Origin of the sequence: Clostridium sp. AM27-28 (assembly GCF_003480955.1) — a bacterium.
GTDB lineage: Bacteria > Bacillota > Clostridia > Lachnospirales > Lachnospiraceae > Otoolea > Otoolea fessa.
Genome location: NZ_QUJT01000001.1, coordinates 312,757 through 329,444, shown reverse-complemented (window position 1 = coordinate 329,444; position 16,688 = coordinate 312,757). Strand labels below are relative to the sequence as shown.

At 49.4% G+C, this 16,688-nt stretch carries 19 protein-coding genes and 1 riboswitch; of the genes, 1 reads left to right on the top strand and 18 read right to left on the bottom strand.

Annotation, left to right across the window (positions count from 1 at the left end):
• Positions 1–18: 18 nt before the first annotated feature.
• From rpsQ to DW720_RS01510, 12 genes are all read right to left on the bottom strand, one after another.
• Positions 19–273, bottom strand: coding sequence for a 30S ribosomal protein S17 (gene rpsQ, locus DW720_RS01565; protein WP_107000794.1), 255 nt, complete (start codon positions 271–273; stop codon positions 19–21).
• Positions 274–312: 39 nt separating this feature from the next.
• Entirely contained in the window at positions 313–513 is a 201-nt protein-coding gene (rpmC, locus tag DW720_RS01560; RefSeq protein WP_022360567.1) for a 50S ribosomal protein L29, read from the bottom strand.
• Positions 503–940 (bottom strand): 50S ribosomal protein L16, encoded by a 438-nt coding sequence (gene rplP / locus DW720_RS01555; protein WP_022360568.1) that lies wholly within the window; start codon positions 938–940, stop codon positions 503–505. Before rplP ends, rpmC begins: the two co-directional genes overlap by 11 nt.
• A complete protein-coding gene (rpsC, locus tag DW720_RS01550; protein WP_022360569.1) occupies positions 940–1,596 on the bottom strand; it encodes a 30S ribosomal protein S3 in 657 nt (218 codons plus the stop codon). Before rpsC ends, rplP begins: the two co-directional genes overlap by 1 nt.
• Before the next feature lie 12 nt (positions 1,597–1,608).
• Positions 1,609–1,995, bottom strand: coding sequence for a 50S ribosomal protein L22 (gene rplV, locus DW720_RS01545; RefSeq protein WP_022360570.1), 387 nt, complete (start codon positions 1,993–1,995; stop codon positions 1,609–1,611).
• Between the two features lie 26 nt (positions 1,996–2,021).
• Positions 2,022–2,303, bottom strand: coding sequence for a 30S ribosomal protein S19 (gene rpsS / locus DW720_RS01540; protein WP_022360571.1), 282 nt, complete (start codon positions 2,301–2,303; stop codon positions 2,022–2,024).
• A 14-nt stretch (positions 2,304–2,317) separates the two neighbouring features.
• Positions 2,318–3,157, bottom strand: coding sequence for a 50S ribosomal protein L2 (rplB, locus tag DW720_RS01535; protein WP_022360572.1), 840 nt, complete (start codon positions 3,155–3,157; stop codon positions 2,318–2,320).
• Between the two features lie 91 nt (positions 3,158–3,248).
• On the bottom strand, positions 3,249–3,548 hold the full coding sequence (rplW, locus tag DW720_RS01530; RefSeq protein ID WP_022360573.1) for a 50S ribosomal protein L23: 300 nt from the start codon (positions 3,546–3,548) through the stop codon (positions 3,249–3,251).
• Positions 3,548–4,168, bottom strand: coding sequence for a 50S ribosomal protein L4 (rplD, locus tag DW720_RS01525; protein WP_022360574.1), 621 nt, complete (start codon positions 4,166–4,168; stop codon positions 3,548–3,550). Before rplD ends, rplW begins: the two co-directional genes overlap by 1 nt.
• 29 nt (positions 4,169–4,197) lie before the next feature.
• Positions 4,198–4,833, bottom strand: a complete 636-nt coding sequence (gene rplC, locus DW720_RS01520) for a 50S ribosomal protein L3 (RefSeq protein ID WP_022360575.1) — start codon at positions 4,831–4,833, stop codon at positions 4,198–4,200.
• Between the two features lie 105 nt (positions 4,834–4,938).
• Positions 4,939–5,256, bottom strand: coding sequence for a 30S ribosomal protein S10 (rpsJ, locus tag DW720_RS01515; protein WP_022360576.1), 318 nt, complete (start codon positions 5,254–5,256; stop codon positions 4,939–4,941).
• A gap of 423 nt (positions 5,257–5,679) precedes the next feature.
• On the bottom strand, positions 5,680–7,068 hold the full coding sequence (locus DW720_RS01510; RefSeq protein WP_118523458.1) for a cell wall-binding protein: 1,389 nt from the start codon (positions 7,066–7,068) through the stop codon (positions 5,680–5,682).
• 555 nt (positions 7,069–7,623) lie between these two features.
• On the opposite strand from DW720_RS01510, the gene DW720_RS01505 reads away from it, so the two are divergent.
• The gene (locus tag DW720_RS01505; protein ID WP_118523457.1) at positions 7,624–8,490 is read left to right on the top strand and encodes a class I SAM-dependent methyltransferase; all 867 of its coding nucleotides are present in this window, start codon (positions 7,624–7,626) and stop codon (positions 8,488–8,490) included.
• Positions 8,491–8,536: 46 nt separating this feature from the next.
• Here DW720_RS01505 and DW720_RS01500 read toward each other — a convergent pair whose 3' ends face one another.
• The 6 genes from DW720_RS01500 to DW720_RS01475 form a co-directional block, all read right to left on the bottom strand.
• Entirely contained in the window at positions 8,537–9,331 is a 795-nt protein-coding gene (locus DW720_RS01500) for a creatininase family protein (RefSeq protein ID WP_118523456.1), read from the bottom strand.
• Positions 9,332–9,514: 183 nt separating this feature from the next.
• Positions 9,515–10,126, bottom strand: a complete 612-nt coding sequence (locus tag DW720_RS01495; protein ID WP_118749182.1) for an ECF transporter S component — start codon at positions 10,124–10,126, stop codon at positions 9,515–9,517.
• A gap of 181 nt (positions 10,127–10,307) precedes the next feature.
• Positions 10,308–10,425: riboswitch (FMN riboswitch) on the bottom strand.
• 130 nt (positions 10,426–10,555) lie between these two features.
• The gene (locus tag DW720_RS01490; RefSeq protein WP_243022686.1) at positions 10,556–11,737 is read right to left on the bottom strand and encodes a S8 family peptidase; all 1,182 of its coding nucleotides are present in this window, start codon (positions 11,735–11,737) and stop codon (positions 10,556–10,558) included.
• Between the two features lie 28 nt (positions 11,738–11,765).
• Complete coding sequence (locus DW720_RS01485; protein WP_243099683.1) at positions 11,766–13,787, bottom strand: alpha amylase C-terminal domain-containing protein; 2,022 nt, start codon at positions 13,785–13,787, stop codon at positions 11,766–11,768.
• A gap of 48 nt (positions 13,788–13,835) precedes the next feature.
• Positions 13,836–15,716 carry an ABC-F family ATP-binding cassette domain-containing protein gene (locus tag DW720_RS01480; protein WP_118749181.1) on the bottom strand — a complete coding sequence of 627 codons (1,881 nt, stop codon included), beginning with the start codon at positions 15,714–15,716 and terminating at the stop codon, positions 13,836–13,838.
• Positions 15,713–16,483, bottom strand: coding sequence for an exodeoxyribonuclease III (locus DW720_RS01475; protein ID WP_022360584.1), 771 nt, complete (start codon positions 16,481–16,483; stop codon positions 15,713–15,715). Before DW720_RS01475 ends, DW720_RS01480 begins: the two co-directional genes overlap by 4 nt.
• Between the last annotated feature and the right edge of the window lie 205 nt (positions 16,484–16,688).

The following is a 16,688-nucleotide window of genomic DNA, read 5'->3' as shown; positions in this document are numbered from 1 at the left end:
TCCTTTCTGATTTAGAAATTATCTCGCTTTCTCGATAATTTCGACGAGTCTCCATCTCTTATCCTTGGATAACGGTCTTGTTTCCATTACCTTTACAGTATCACCGATACCGCACTCGTTGTTCTCGTCGTGTGCTTTTAATTTATAAGTTCTCTTAACAATCTTACCGATTAAAGGATGTTTTACGTGGTTTTCGATAGCAACTACGATTGTTTTGTCCATCTTGTTGCTTACTACCTTACCGGTACGTGTTTTTCTAAGATTTCTTTCCACGGTAGATATCTCCTTTCCTATTTTAGGAATCTATGATAATTAGTTCGCTTTCTCTGTAATAACAGTCTGAATACGAGCGATGTTTCTGCGAACTTCTTTAATTCTGCTTGTATTATCCAGCTGGTTGGTAGCGTTCTGGAATCTTAAGTTGAAGAGTTCCTTCTTAGCAGCTACTAATTCTTCGTTTAATTCTGCAGATGTCTTAGCTTTTAAATCTTCTACATACTTATTAATTTTCACTGTTATCACCGCCTTCTAAATCTGCTTTAGAAGCAATCTTGCACTTGCACGGAAGTTTGTGCATAGCAAGACGAAGCGCTTCTCTCGCTGTCTCCTCTGGTACACCCGCGATCTCGAACATTACGCGGCCTGGTTTTACTACTGCTACCCAGTACTCAAGTGCGCCTTTACCGGAACCCATACGAGTCTCAGCCGGTTTAGCAGTTACTGGTTTATCCGGGAAAATCTTAATCCAAACTTTACCACCACGTTTGATGTAACGGGTCATGGCAACACGGGCTGCCTCGATCTGGTTGGATTTGATCCAGCACGGTTCTGTAGCGACTAAACCGTACTCACCGTAGTTGATTACATTTCCTCTAAGCGCCTTGCCGGCCATGGTACCACGGAACTGTTTACGACGCTTTACTCTTTTCGGCATTAACATTATTTATCGCTCCCTTCCTTATTTCCTTTCGCAGGAAGTACCTCGCCTTTGTAGATCCAAACCTTAACACCGGTCTTGCCGTATGTTGTGTTTGCCTCAGCGAAACCGTAGTCAATATCTGCTCTTAATGTCTGAAGCGGGATAGTGCCCTCGCTGTAGAACTCTGTACGAGCCATATCAGCACCGCCAAGACGTCCGGATACGGAAGCCTTGATACCCTTAGCTCCAGCCTTCATGGTTCTGCCCATAGCGGACTTCATCGCACGACGGAAGGAAATACGGTTCTCAAGCTGCTGAGCGATGTTCTCTGCAACGAGCTGAGCGTCTCTGTCTGGTCTCTTAACTTCTTTGATGTCTACAAAAACTTTCTTGTCAGTTAATTTCTGAACCTGAGCTTTTGTCTTCTCGATCTCTGCGCCGCCCTTACCGATAACAACGCCCGGTTTAGCAGTGTAAAGAATGATTTTTACTTTATCAGAAGCGCGCTCGATTTCGATTTTGGAAACACCGGCGCTGTATAATTTCTTCTTAAGGAAGGTTCTGATTTTGTGATCCTCTACCAGGTTATCTGCAAAATCAGCTTCCGCATACCATCTGGAATCCCAGTCTTTAATAACACCGACTCTTAAGCCGTGCGGATTAACTTTCTGTCCCATAATTGCCTCCTCTTATTTCTCATCAAGCACGATTGTGATGTGGCTCATTCTCTTTTCGATTCTGTAAGCGCGGCCCTGTGCTCTCGGTTTTACTCTCTTCATTGTCGGTCCTTTGTTAGCGAAGCATTCTGCAACGTACAGGTTCTCCGGATTCATCTGGTTGTTGTTCTCTGCGTTAGCAACAGCAGACTCGAGTAATTTTTTAATTAAAGTAGAAGCATATCTAGGATTGTATGTTACAATACCAAGCGCTGTCTTCACATCTTTGCCTCTGATGGCATCTAATACGAAGCATGCTTTCTGAACGGATACTCTGGCGTAAGACAGCTTAGCCGACGGTCTCGTATCCTTATTAGCATTTCTTTCTCTTTTAATCTGGGATCTATGTCCTTTAGCCATTGGTGAAACCTCCTTTCAAGCGTAACTTACTTACGTCCTGCTTTCTTCTCGTCTTTTCCGTGGCCTCTGTAAGTTCTAGTGGCTACAAACTCACCGAGTTTATGTCCAACCATGTCCTCTGTCACGTATACCGGAACATGTTTTCTACCATCGTGAACTGCGATTGTATGTCCAACCATCTGCGGGAAGATTGTGGAACGGCGGGACCAGGTTTTGATAACCTGTTTCTGTCCTGCTGCGTTCATCTCATCTACTTTCTTTAAAAGATGAGCATCTGCAAATGGTCCTTTTTTTAATGAACGACCCATTAGTATACCTCCTATTACTGTTTACCGTTTCTTCTTCTTACGATTAACTTATTAGACTGTTTGTTTTTCTTTCTGGTCTTCAGGCCGAGTGCCGGTTTGCCCCAAGGTGTGCAAGGACCTGGACGACCGATACTGGTCTTGCCCTCACCACCACCATGCGGATGGTCATTCGGGTTCATAACAGAACCGCGGACAGTCGGACGAATACCCATGTGACGTTTTCTACCAGCCTTACCGATATTGATCAGGTTGTGGTCGCCGTTGCCAACTACACCGATAGTAGCGCGGCAGCTGATCGGAACCATTCTCATCTCTCCGGACGGTAATCTAAGGGTTGCATATTTGCCTTCTTTAGCCATTAACTGAGCAGAGTTACCAGCGGAACGAACCAGCTGACCACCCTTGCCCGGAAGAAGCTCGATGTTGTGAATCTGTGCACCAACCGGGATTTCAGAAAGCGGTAAGCAGTTACCAACTTTTGCCTCAGCCTCTGCACCGCTCATAACCTTCTGTCCAACCTGTAAACCAGCCGGAGCAAGGATATAAGCTTTCTCGCCGTCTGCGTAGCAGATCAGAGCGATGTTTGCTGTACGGTTCGGATCGTACTCGATACCAAGTACGGTTGCTGCGATACCGTCTTTTGCATTTCTCTTGAAGTCGATGATTCTATATTTTCTTCTGGAACCGCCGCCTCTGTGACGAACGGTGATTTTACCCTGGTTGTTACGACCTGCGTTCTTCTTTAAAGAAACTACTAAGGATTTCTCCGGTGTGGATTTTGTAATCTCAGAGAAATCAGAGCCGGTCATATGTCTTCTGGAAGGTGTATATGGGCTGTAAGATTTAATTCCCATGACTTTGACTCCTTTCGTTCAACGCCTCCTGGCGTTTCTTCATGTTTTTCACGACATAGTGTTCGTCGTATAATTGTCTATTGAGGATGAATTATAAACCAGCGAAGATCTCGATCTCTTTGCTGTCCTCGGTCAGCTGAACGATAGCTTTCTTTGTTGCAGCTGTCTTACCGAAGGTCATGCCTCTTCTCTTTGTCTTGCCGTCCATGTTCATGGTGTTGACACTCTTAACTTTGGTGCCCGGGAACATCTTCTCAACGGCTTCTTTGATCATAGTTTTGTTTGCCTCGGTGTGTACCAGGAAGGTGTATTTCTTGTCTGTCATAGCATTCATACTCTTCTCAGTTACAACCGGTTTGAGGATTACGTCATAGTACTGTACGTTTGCCATTATGCATATACCTCCTCGATAGAAGCTACAGCAGCCTTGGTTGCTACTACTGTGTTGTATTTCAGGATATCGTAAACGTTGATGGTGCTTACGGAAGCAGTCTTAACGTCTGCCACGTTTCTAGCGGATAATACAGCCTTGTCACAAGCCTCATCCAGAACAACTAAAGCTTTGTTTACTTTCAGGTTGTTCATAACCTCAACAAATTTCTTTGTCTTGATCTCGTCGAAGTTCATAGCCTCAACTACGATGAACTTGTTCTCGTTTACACGGCTTGTCAGAGCGGATTTAAGAGCAGCTCTCTTCTCTTTCTTATTTAAACGGATTGTATAATCACGTGGTGTCGGAGCGAATACTACGCCGCCGCCCGTCCACTGCGGAGCTCTTGTTGAACCCTGTCTTGCATGTCCGGTACCTTTCTGTCTCCACGGTTTCTTACCACCGCCGGAAACTTCGGAACGGGTTTTTGCTTTCTGAGTTCCCTGACGTTTGTTAGCAAGCTGTGCTACAACTGCCATGTGAACCAGATGTTCATTTACTTCTACACCGAATACAGCATCATTCAGTTCTAATGTGCCAACTTCGTTGCCTTCTAAATTGAAAACAGATACGTTTGCCATCTGTATGTTCCTCCTTTCCCGTAAAAGCCTTATCTAGCGACCTTTACTGTCTCTTTGATTGTTACTAAGGATTTCTTCGGTCCCGGTACAGAGCCTTTAACAAGGAGTAAGTTGTTCTCAGTATCAACCTTAACAACCTCCAGGTTCTGAACAGTTACTTTTACGCTGCCCATGTGACCCGGCATTCCTTTGCCCTTAAATACGCGTCCCGGTGTGGTTGCAGAACCGTTGGAACCCTGATGACGATGGAACTTGGAACCGTGAGCCATCGGTCCTCTGTGCTGGCCGTGTCTCTTGATGGCACCCTGGAAACCTTTACCTTTGGAAATAGCAGTTGCATCAATTTTATCGCCTGCTGCGAAGATGTCTGCCTTGATTTCGTCTTTTACAGAATACTCTTCAGCATTCTCTAAGCGGAACTCTCTTACATATCTCTTGTAAGCAACGCCTGCCTTGTCAAAATGACCCTTAACCGGCTTTGTCACAAGTTTTTCTCTCTTGTCTACAAAACCAACCTGTACTGCTTTGTAGCCATCGTTCTCTTCTGTCTTAACCTGTGTAACAACACACGGTCCAGCCTGAAGAACGGTTACTGGAGTTAAAACTCCGTCTTCGTTGAAGATTTGAGTCATTCCGACTTTGGTAGCTAAAATCGCTTTCTTCATTAATCTGACCTCCTGTTTTTCTACAGCGGAACGCGTTCGTCAAACTCCCGCGTTCATCCTAGAACTGTCCAGATGTCTCTATCTAAACTAGTATAGGATTCTTAATTATTTGTTTTTCATCTTTACGTTGATGGACACGCCAGCCGGCATTTCCAGTCTCTGCAGTGCATCAACTGTCTTCTGGCTCGGAGCAATGATATCGATGAGTCTCTTATGAGTTCTCTGCTCGAACTGCTCTCTGGAATCTTTGTACTTATGAACTGCTCGCAGAATGGTTACTACCTCTTTCTTAGTTGGCAGCGGCACCGGTCCACTCACCTTTGATCCGTTTTTCTTTACAGTCTCAATGATTTTTGCAGCGGATGTATCTACCAGCTGATGATCATAAGCTTTCAGTGTGATTCTCATTACTTGACTTGCCATAAAAAAAGTCGCCTCCTTTTCGTACTATTAAGCACGACAAGCGGTGACTGTACACATACCCGTGTGTGTCCTCGCAGTCCACACACCAAATCCGTCATTTGTCTTCAGGATACTCTATTTTTGTACAGTGACTTGTCGCCAGTTTCCTAACTTGACATTCGCTCCGCGGAATAACCTGCTTATCATAAGCAGCAACCTCTCGTTTCATCGCTATCATGCCACAGCTTCGTTATAATAACACAGCTTTCCGGGAAATGCAAGTGTTTTTTTAAGAAAAAATCTATATTTTTCAAGAAAAAACAGGAGTTTCTTCTTCCGGTGGGTAATTACACCTTTTATATAGAAGAAACTCCTGTTTATCCACAAGAATATATTTCCATGCAGAAATTTTATCTCAGTCGAGAAGACTCCCAGCTTTTTTAATTAATCCTCCCAATACGTCGGTTCCACCGGGGTTCTAGCCTCGTCGCTGCCATCGTTGCTTGTGCCGTCCACCTCTGTGACAACACCCGAAGAGCTTGTCTTAAACTTTGTGCCGTTCGCATCCTTCACGGTGCTGGATTTCACTACCTTGCCGCTCGTCGTTACCAGATAGTTTTTGTCATTGACTTCAATGACTTCATACTTGGTACCGCTGTCTGCCTTCTGAAGCTTACCCATGTAGTACAGGAATCCATCCTCCACACCTGAGTAGCCGCGTCCAGCCTTGTTGCCGCTGTCAGTGAAATAGAACTGTCCGGTCGTTCCGTCGCCCTCTACTACATTTCCCTTGCCTTTTACGACTGAGCTGGTCGCCTTGTCCGCGCCGAAGAAATAGCAGGCATACTGACCGCTCGTTCCTACCTCCAGACGTCTCAGACCATAGACCGGGTTGCCCTTCTCATTAAATAAGTAGGTAATATTGTTGATGCGAACCAGGTTGCTCGTCGAAGCGTCAGAAATCTTCGGACCCACCTTCGGCTCGCCGTTGCTTGAAAAATAATACCACTGTACATCGCTGCCGAGATCCAGATTATAATCATCATCCTCCGGCGGAGTCGTGGAGAGCCAGCCAGTCTGTACCTGACCGTTGCTCTGATAATAACGGTAATTTGCAAATCCAGAGGAATTTCCCATATCGACCCAGCCGGTCTGCATCGCTCCGTTTTCGTCGAAGCAGTAGTAGGTTCCGTCAATCTTATACTGTTTATATTTGGCACCGCCTAAAGAAGGCACATATTTCTTTCCTGAACTCTGAAAGTAGTACCAATGATGATCCTCATCGTCGTCGCCGGGTTTCACTTCATCATCGTCCTTTTTGGCATCATCCGGATCTTCCAGATAGGCCCAGCCGATCTGCATGACACCATCTGCATTCGTGTAGTAGGTGTCATCATCCACCCAGCCCGTCTGCATCGCTCCATCACCGTCGAAGTAATAGTACTTGCCGCCGATCTTGGACCAGCCGTCGGATACCATCTTTCCGCTGGTGGAGAAATAGTACCAGACCGTCGTAGCGGAAGTCTCGTTCCATGCCGGATTGCGCTTCGGCAGCTTCAGCCACTTGTCAGTCGCCATGATGCCGGTACTCTCGACAAAGTATTCGTCGTCCACCCAGCAGTTCGACGCGATGTTGCCCTGGGAATCGAGATAGCGCCAGAGATTGTCTGCGCCCTTCTTCCAGGTATTCGTCACCTTATTGCCATTGTTGTCCACATATATCCAGCTGTTTCCAGACTGCTGCCAGCCTTCTGCCGCGTAAGATGTCAGGGTCGCCGCCCCTATCATCAGCGCTGCGGAAAGGACGCAGACTGCCAGTTTCTGTCTCTTCATATACAAGCCCTCCCAGTTCACGATTGATAACGTCTATTCTCCCACCTGCTGCGCATTCGCACACTTCCCGTCGTGTAGAGACTGCATCAGATGCTTATAACGCCTTGTTTTGTTCCAGATACGTGCAATCTATCATTTACCTAATATACATTTTAACAGGAGATGTAGGAATCTTCAAGGAGATTTATCTTTCAATTTATTTACTTTTTTTGGCAGGAAGCCGTTCAAAAGGTTTGACACGCCAATCAATGACCGATATAATTAGGTATGCATTTCAACTGAACCGTTTTTCCGGTCAGACAGACTGCGTCTATGGTTACTGTGCACGCATCGTGCCCAGTAACGGAATTTGCCGTGGCTTCGCATTTAAATACGGCAAATTCCTGCTGTCACCACGTTTTCTTACGGCACTTTCGGTTCCAAAAGTGCCTACCCGGGAACAGTAACCATTTATGCCATTTAGATGGAAATGGCTTATGGATAACACCGATTATAAAGGCGGCAGATACCCTTTTCCGGGGTTTGCGCCTCATTTTTTTGAAAGGATAAAATTTTATGTGGATTGCAGATGGATGGAACGATTATGAAGTGATTGACTGCTCCGAAGGAGAGAAACTGGAGCGGTGGGGCGACTATCTTCTGGTTCGCCCGGACCCGCAGGTTATCTGGAACACCCCCAAGACACACCGCGGCTGGAAAAAGATGAACGGACACTACCACAGAAGCTCCAAGGGCGGCGGCGAATGGGAATTTTTCGACCTGCCGGAGCAGTGGTCGATCTATTACAAAGAACTGACCTTTAACTTAAAACCGTTCAGCTTCAAGCACACAGGTCTCTTCCCGGAGCAGGCGGCAAACTGGGACTGGTTCGGTGACCGCATCCGCAATGCCGGACGCCCAATCAAGGTTTTAAACCTCTTTGCCTACACAGGCGGCGCTACCCTGGCGGCAGCCGCAGCCGGCGCCAGCGTGACCCATGTGGACGCCTCCAAGGGCATGGTAGCCTGGGCGAAGGAAAACTCCCGTTCCTCCGGGCTGGAAAATGCACCCATCCGCTGGATCGTCGATGACTGTGTGAAATTTGTTGAGCGTGAGATCCGCCGCGGCAACCATTACGACGGAATCATCATGGACCCGCCGTCCTACGGCCGCGGACCGAAAGGCGAGATCTGGAAGATCGAAACTTCGATTTACCCGTTCGTGCAGCTCTGCACGAAACTGTTATCGGACAACCCGCTCTTCTTCCTCATCAACTCCTACACCACCGGGCTGGCGCCGTCCGTCCTGACCTATATGCTCTCAACCGAAGTTGCCTCCACCCACGGCGGCACAGTGAAATCGGACGAGCTGGGACTTCCGGTTACCCGCACCGGACTGGTATTACCATGCGGTGCATCCGGACGCTGGGAATCTGGTAAATAACACTGGTATTCGGATGACATAGACACTCCATTTTTAAGTTTGATTCCTATTCATTCCAATCCCGGATATCTAACAGCCCCGGGACCAGTTCCCGCGCACTCGTCTCTAATATAATTCGCCCCTTCTCGGCGCTTGCACCAGACGGATCTCCTCCAATTCCAATCGGCGATCCGTCTTTTGTTTTCCAGTCCTCCGACACCCAGCCGATCGAAACCGGACCGTATGGCTTCAGGGCGCGGGTCTTCTCAAACGCCGTCGGCTCTCCCGCTTCCGAAAGTTCCAGCTTCACAAGACTTTCATCGACTGCCATTACCATCGATGTCTCCATCTCTCCACCGTGGAAATCCCAGATATTTCCCTTTGAAATCGTTGCTTTTACATCCGGATGACCAAATGCCCCCGCTGAAAGGATAAACGGTGCAATCCCCAGCTCACTCCGAAGTTCCCGGCTTAAAACCTGCGCAATCGGCGCATTCCCACCATGGCATACCAAAAAAGCCAGCTTCTTAAAACCGTGATGCGCCAAGCTAACGCATATATCATATAAGAGATGATAGTAAGTGTCCGGCCGAACTGTGACCGAACCGCAGAAATTCTTATGCTCTGTACTTAAGCCCACCGGAATCACCGGAAACAGCAGCATCGGGAAGTCTTCTTCCCCCTCTGCCTCCAGTGCCTTTTTGATCTCCTGACTCATCGCCTCCGCGATAATATCATCCGTTCCCAGTGGTGCCTGATTGCCGTGCTGTTCCAGAGCCCCGAGCGGAATCAGGACAATCGTGTTCTCACGGTCCACCTGCTCCATTTCCCATCTTGTCAAATCTCTATAGTTACGTATCATAGTATCTCCTCCTCTTATAAAAACAGATATGTCTTTGCACGTTCCATCAAACAAAAAAGGATTGTCCGGGATTCTTCCCCCAGGCAGCTTTCCCAGCGGTTTCCCGACAATCCTTTCTATGAAATGGTTCTGCCGTTTCACAGCAAACAGCCAAATCCGTCAAACCATTCCTCTTATTTCATTTTATACTGCTTTCGGCACAATCTTCGCCGCACGCAGGCGTACAAACAAAAGCTGTCCAACGATATAGTTGAGTCCCACTTTCAATACGTTGAATGGGATCGTCGCCAGGATGATAAATCCATTCAGGTCTTTGATCGCCGGGTTGACCGACGCTACCATGCGGATCACTTCATCCAGCGGCAGGCTCATCGCTTTCGCATATAACGGAAGCGTAATGTTCGCATTGATAAAGCATGCACACGCGGTGCGGATCACGATACTGAGCAGAAGCGCTTCTACAGCTGCCTTACGGTTAACGCCCAGCTTCTGATAGAGGAACCACAGCGGCCATACGAACAGGAACGCCGCAATCAGGTTGGCCAGCTCACCGACGTACATCGTGTTAGTTCCGACAGTAATCAGCTTGATTAACAGCTTGATGACTTCTACACAGATACCGGATACCGGTCCCATCAGAAACACGGCAATCACAGACGGCACATCACTGAAATCCACCTTATAAAACGGCGGCATCATCGGAACCGAAAATTCCAATGACATCAGCACGCCAGCAACCGCTGCCAGCATCGCCGTATAAATCAATTTTTGAATACTCCATTTTCCTGTCTTCATCTTAAATCTCCTTTCGGTTTTAAAACTCATTTCTCCGAAGGAGGAGTATGAATCAAGTGCCGGACTAGCTGCATTTGTAAAACTAAAAAAATCCCAGGTTGTTCGGGACCTGGGATGATAAATCACAACTTAGCCGATGTACACCAGCCTGCTTACGCTCAAGCGGTACACTCTCTGACTCCTGCCTCTTCTCTCATCCAGACTATACTGTCGGTTTCGGAATCTCACCGAATCGGCCGCCGTCGCGGTTCGCGGACTATACCGCCGGTAGGGAATTTCGCCCTGCCCCGAAGAAATCATGGTAATTACTCCGTCTTCATACCTATAAACATATGAATCTGCGGAGTAATTATCTCACCCGTTCATAGTATCACATACAAACGAGAATTTCAATATTTTTTTAACAATCTTTCTTTTCGTTTTTCTCATCTACGGCATCGCCGCCCCGGCATCCAGCATACCTCCGGTTGCCACTTTGCCGGACAGACTCTCAAGCGGCCGCGCCGACTGCAAAATACGGTTTCTCACATCCATAAGCGACAGGGACGCATCGCAGGAGTACAGCATTGCCGCCGTTCCGGTTACCATCGGTGCCGCCATCGACGTGCCGCTCATGTAGGCATAGTCATTGCCCGTGATCGTACTCAGGATATAATTGCCCGGCGCTGCCAGATCCACGCTTCTCACCCCGTAATTGGACGCACGGTCGAGCTGACCGTCAAAGCGCAGGTTTGCCACGGAAATGATATTGTCCAGTTCAAAGCTTGCCGGGTACATCGGCTGCTCATCGATGCTGTAGCCATTGCCGGAGGCGTCGCCGTTTCCAGCCGCCACAATAAACAGCATCCCCGAATCCTTGATCGCCTGATACAGCTCCTCGCTATATTTCATCGTGCCAAAGCTCAGATTGCAGATCGACGCGCCATTCGCCTGCGCATACCGGATCGCCTTAACCACGTTGCTGACGGTTCCGACACCGGACGATGTTCCAAGCGTCTTGATCACCATGATCTTCACATACGCCGGATCGCAGATTCCAACCGTTCCGACTCCATTTCTCGCCGCCGCGATCGTGCCCGCCGAGTGGGTACCATGATTGTCATCCGTCCCGGTAAATACCTGGGCATTATTATCATAGAAATTCCAGCCGTAAACGTCATCGATATAACCATTTCCGTCATTGTCAATGCCATCGCCCGGAATTTCCCCCGTATTCGTCCAGATCGAACCGCTAAGCTCCGGGTGAGTTATGTCAACTCCCGTATCAATCAGCGCCACAATCACCTGACGTTTTCCACTTTTCGCGTCATATTTCTTCCATGCCGGGACAATATTCATATCGATCCCTTCCAGAGAACGGACCGTTCCATCTGCTGAGAGCGCCGGGCTGCCGGTAATCGCCCCAATCGCTGCATCCACTGCCGCCGTATGGCTCGGCACCAGACGCAGTTCACCTGTATTTAAAAAAGCCCACTGATAGGAGGCATAGGAATCCGCATAGGGAACCGACTCCCGTGACGGACCCGCCGCATATGCCGGAAGCGCCGCGTTCCCTGCCATCATGGCAGCACACAGGGCGGCTGCCAGCCCTCTAAAAAGTTTCTTTTTCAACTTGCTTTATCCTCTTTCAATTCCGTTCTTACAGTTCGCGCGCTGCCGCAACCACAGTCTCCGCTTCCTTTGCCGGTTCTTTTCTGACATTCTGCCGTTTTACCGATTTTACCACTTTCCCAGCTTTTTTGCCATCCTTTTCGGATGCCGGACCGGAAATTGGCTTAAAGCCGCGAAATACCAGAATACTCCGCGGCGGAACCATATACTGACGAAGCTCTTCCTGCGGCTCCTGCCCTGCCTCCAGGCTTTCCGACGGACAGATTCCGTTATTATCTGCGTCGTCTGTGTTGATGCACAAAGTCCACTGCATTCCCTTCGGAAGTTTCGGAAGATCAAATTCATGCGGCTCCCAGTGCATATTGTAGGCGACAAAGAAATAGTCATCGCTGGTGCCGTCCGCTCTTCGCCCGTACTCGCCGCAGTAGAGAATGCCGAGCTGGCGGCGGAAATTTTCAAACTCCGGGCACCATGTTTTGACGCCGTGGTAGGAAACATCCGGGTGTCCGCAGACGAGGTAATCAATATTTTTCGGCTCCACCGGCAGATGGAACACTGGATGCGCTTTGCGGAACGCTATCATATATTTTACAAATTCGTAAATATCCCGGTTTGTCTCCAGCTGATGCCAGTTGAGCCAGGAAATCTCATTGTCCTGACAGTAAGCATTATTGTTGCCATTCTGGGAATTGCCGAACTCATCGCCCGCTAAAAACATCGGCGTTCCCTGGCTCAGAAAGAGCAGCAAAAATGCGTTGCGGAGCTGTTTTTTCCGCATCTGCACAATCTTCTTTTTCCGCGTCGTGCCCTCGACGCCGCAGTTCCACGTATAATTATAATCGCTTCCGTCCCGGTTATTCTCCCCGTTCGCTTCGTTGTGCTTCTGCTCACAGGAAACCATATCCATCATCGTAAAGCCATTTGTCGCCGCCATATAGTTGATCACGCCATACGCGTCCGGATTCCGGCGTGTCTGGTAAATGAGACGGCCGACCTGATCCTCATCGCCCTTTAATACCCGGCGCATATCGATCAAAAATCCTTCATTGTACTCGCCCAGATGCCAGCGGCGCTCCCGCAGCTTCGGTGCCGCTGCCGTTTTTGGCACACGCACGCCATCCCAGGAAGCAGCTAATAGCTTCGTATCAGCTAACAGCGGATCTGACGCCAGCAGTTCGGCCGGCGCAAACCCGGACAGGTGCACGCCATCCACATGATACTCGTAAACCCAGAAACGAACCGCCTCCTGCGCCAGTGCCGCGCTCTCCTCGCCGGTAAAATAAAGCTCAACCAGCACTTCAATATCATTTTTATGAAATTCTTTCACCAGATCCTTAAATTCCCGCTCCGGTTCTTTCTCTTTCCCGGATGTGTACGAAGCTTTCGGCGCAAACAGGTATCCCGCCCCATAGCCCCAGTAATTGAGCCGGCCGGTCGGTGTCCCGGTCGCATACGGATTCCCGTCTGCCCCATCCTCCATCATCACTTCCTGAAATTCATTCGGCATCATTAATTCAACTGCTGTGATACCCAATTCCTTTAAATAGGGAATTTTCTCCGTCAGCGCACGGAACGTTCCCCGCTCCCCGGTGCCGGAAGAAGTATGACGGGTAAATCCGCGCACATGCAGCCGGTACAGGATCGTCTCATCATACGGATGTTTCAGCAGCTGATCCATTTCCCAGTCATACGTTTCTTCCGGGAAACGGCAGCGCACCGGACGGAGCGCCGCTTTTAAATCGCCCCAGCGCTCATGTCCTGTATAGATGCGCCCGCACGGATCCGGCAGCTCCCCCTGCTCAGTCTCGATCGTGTATTCCAGTCCCGAAAAATCATCGCCCGCAAGCTCCATCATCCAGAGATCCCCCACCCGTTCTTCCGGGGAAAATGGGATCCGGACACCCTGTTTTTTACCTGTCTCATAAATTGCCAGATGGCAGAATGTCCCCGGTGCCTCGACGCACAAGTGCATTCCCGTCTCTGTCCGCTTGATTCCCGGTGTAAAATCAGGGGTTCTTATCTTCTGTCTCACGATTTTTTCTGCTTTCACCTGTATCCCCTCCACGTTTTCATACGGCACTTTCGGTTCCAAAAGTGCCTATTTGTGAGCAGCCGCCTGCGCTTCTATTTTCTCCGCCAGATCGTTCAGATACATCCAGCGGTCCATCTTTTCTTCCAAAAGAGCTTCTTTTTCCTCTTTTTCCTTTATGATGCCGTTCAGAGCCGTATAATCGCGGGCAGAGTCCTGCATCTGCTGCTCCAGATCCGCGATTGCCTCTTCCAGCGCCGCGATATCATCCTCGATCGTCTCCCACTCTTTCTGCTCCATATAGCTGAATTTGAGCTTTTTCTCGCGCTGGCGGCCGCGGTTTTTATCCTTTGCCGTCTCCGCTGCATCTGGCGTTCCCGCACCAGAAGCGCATCCGGTCTTCTGGCCTCTGCCGCGTTCCTGACCGGATGCCGTCCCAGATGCCTCCATCTCTGCCGCTATGCGTTCCCCGCAGGCTGCCTGATAGTCGGTATAGCCGCCCTCATACTGACGGATCGCGCCGCCTCCCTCAAAGGCGAAGATCCGGCGCACTACGCGATCAAGGAAATACCGGTCATGCGATACCGTAATCACGATCCCCTGGAAATGATCCAGATAATCCTCCAGAATCGTCAGCGTGCCGATATCCAGGTCGTTGGTCGGCTCGTCGAGCAGAAGGACGTTTGGCGCGCCCATCAGGATATGGAGCAGATAGAGTCTGCGCCGCTCGCCGCCCGATAGCTTGCCGATCAGCGTGTACTGCATATGGGACGGGAACAGGAACCGTTCCAACATCTGGGATGCCGATACCAGCCCGTCCGCCGTCCGCACGTACTCTGCCACATTTTTAATATAGTCGATCACGCGCATCGACTGATCCATATCTTCGTTTTCCTGTGAAAAATAACCCATTTTTACGGTCTGGCCGATGATCGTCTCGCCCGAATCCGGTTTCACCCAGCCGGTAATCATCTTCATCAGCGTCGATTTGCCGCTGCCGTTCGGTCCGATGATGCCGATGCGGTCATCCTTCAAGAAGATATAGGAAAAATCATCGATCAGGAGGCGGTCACCATACGCCTTATGAAGATGGTGTGCCTCGACCGTGGTCCGTCCGAGACGGCTGGAAATCGAGCTCATCTCCACATTTCCATCTACTTTCGGCGCTTCCACCTCACTCAACGCCTCGAAGCGCTGAATACGCCCTTTCTGCTTCGTGCTGCGTGCCTGTGCGCCGCGCCGGATCCACGCCAGCTCCGTCCGCAGGATATTCTGCCGTTTCTGCTCCGAGCTCACCGCCATCGCCTCGCGCTCTGCCTTTAATTCCAGATAGCCCTCATAACCGGACTGATAACTGTACAGCTTTCCCTTATCCAGTTCGACGATGCGGTTCGTCACGTTATCAAGGAAATACCGGTCGTGCGTGATCATCAGAAGCGCGCCGCGGAATTTTTTCAGATACTCTTCCAGCCAGTCCGCCATCGCACTGTCCAGATGGTTCGTCGGCTCGTCTAAAATCAACAGATCCGCCGTCGATAACAGCACCGCTGCGAGCGCAACGCGCTTTCTCTGTCCGCCCGAAAGTGTCTCCACCTTGGCACTATAATCGGTGATTCCAAGCTTATTCAGCATGGATTTCGCATCGCCCTCGAGATCCCAGGCGTGCTCATGCGCCATATTTTCCCGGATCACGCAGTCTAAGACGGTCCGTCCCGCTTCAAACTCCGGATTCTGAGGCAGATAACGGATATAGAGATTTCGTCCCTTTACCACCGTACCCTCATCCGGCTCTTCCAGACCGGCTACAATCTTTAGAAGAGTAGATTTTCCGGTTCCGTTGATGCCGATGAGACCAATCTTATCACCTTCACCGATGGAAAATGCCACGTCATCAAAAAGCAGCCGTTCCGTATATGATTTTTTCAGATGTTCTGCTGTCAGTAAATTCATGTCTCATCCCGATCCTTTATCTGTAATTCTACCGGGCAGTGATCCGAACCCAGTATCTCCGTATGAATCTGCGTGCCCGCCAGCCGGTCCTTCAGGCTCTTGGAAACACAGAAATAATCAATCCGCCACCCAGCATTCTTCTCGCGCGCCTTAAACCGGTACGACCACCAGGAATAAACGCCCTCTTTATCCGGGTAAAAATAGCGGTACGTGTCGATATATCCAGAGTCCAGAAGCTCCGTAAACTTGCTTCTCTCCTCATCCGTAAATCCGGCATTTTTCCGGTTCGTCTTTGGATTTTTCAGGTCAATCTCCGTGTGTGCCACATTCAGATCCCCACAGAAAATAACCGGCTTTTTCTCCTCCAGCTTCTTCAAAAACTGGCGGAAATCATCCTCCCACTGCATCCGGTACGGAAGTCTCGCCAACTCATTCTGGGAGTTCGGCGTATAGCAGGTCACCACATAATAATCCGGGTACTCCGCCGTAATGACGCGCCCTTCATGATCGTGCTTCTCAATACCAAGACCGTAGCTCACGCTAAGCGGCTCCTCCTTCGAAAACAACGCCGTTCCCGAATATCCCTTCTTCTCCGCATAGCTCCAATACTGATAATACCCCGGAAGCTCCAGATCAATCTGCCCTTCCTGCAGCTTGCTCTCCTGAATACAGAAAATATCCGCATCCAGCTCATGAAATACATCCAGAAATCCCTTTCCCACACACGCCCGCAAGCCGTTTACGTTCCAGGAAATCATTTTTTTCATTCTATCTCTCCTTTTTATCAAATAAGGTTTTTCCGATACATAAAAAGACAGCAGGCAGGTGGCAGACGCTCCGAAACTGGTCTGTGGATGCAGAGCAGGCTTTCGCCTATCAGTTGTACGCATCTTGAACACGCTTGTCCGAATGGGGCGGACGCAAGTCCGACACAGGCGAACAAGTGTAGTGAAAGCAAGCGAACAACGATAG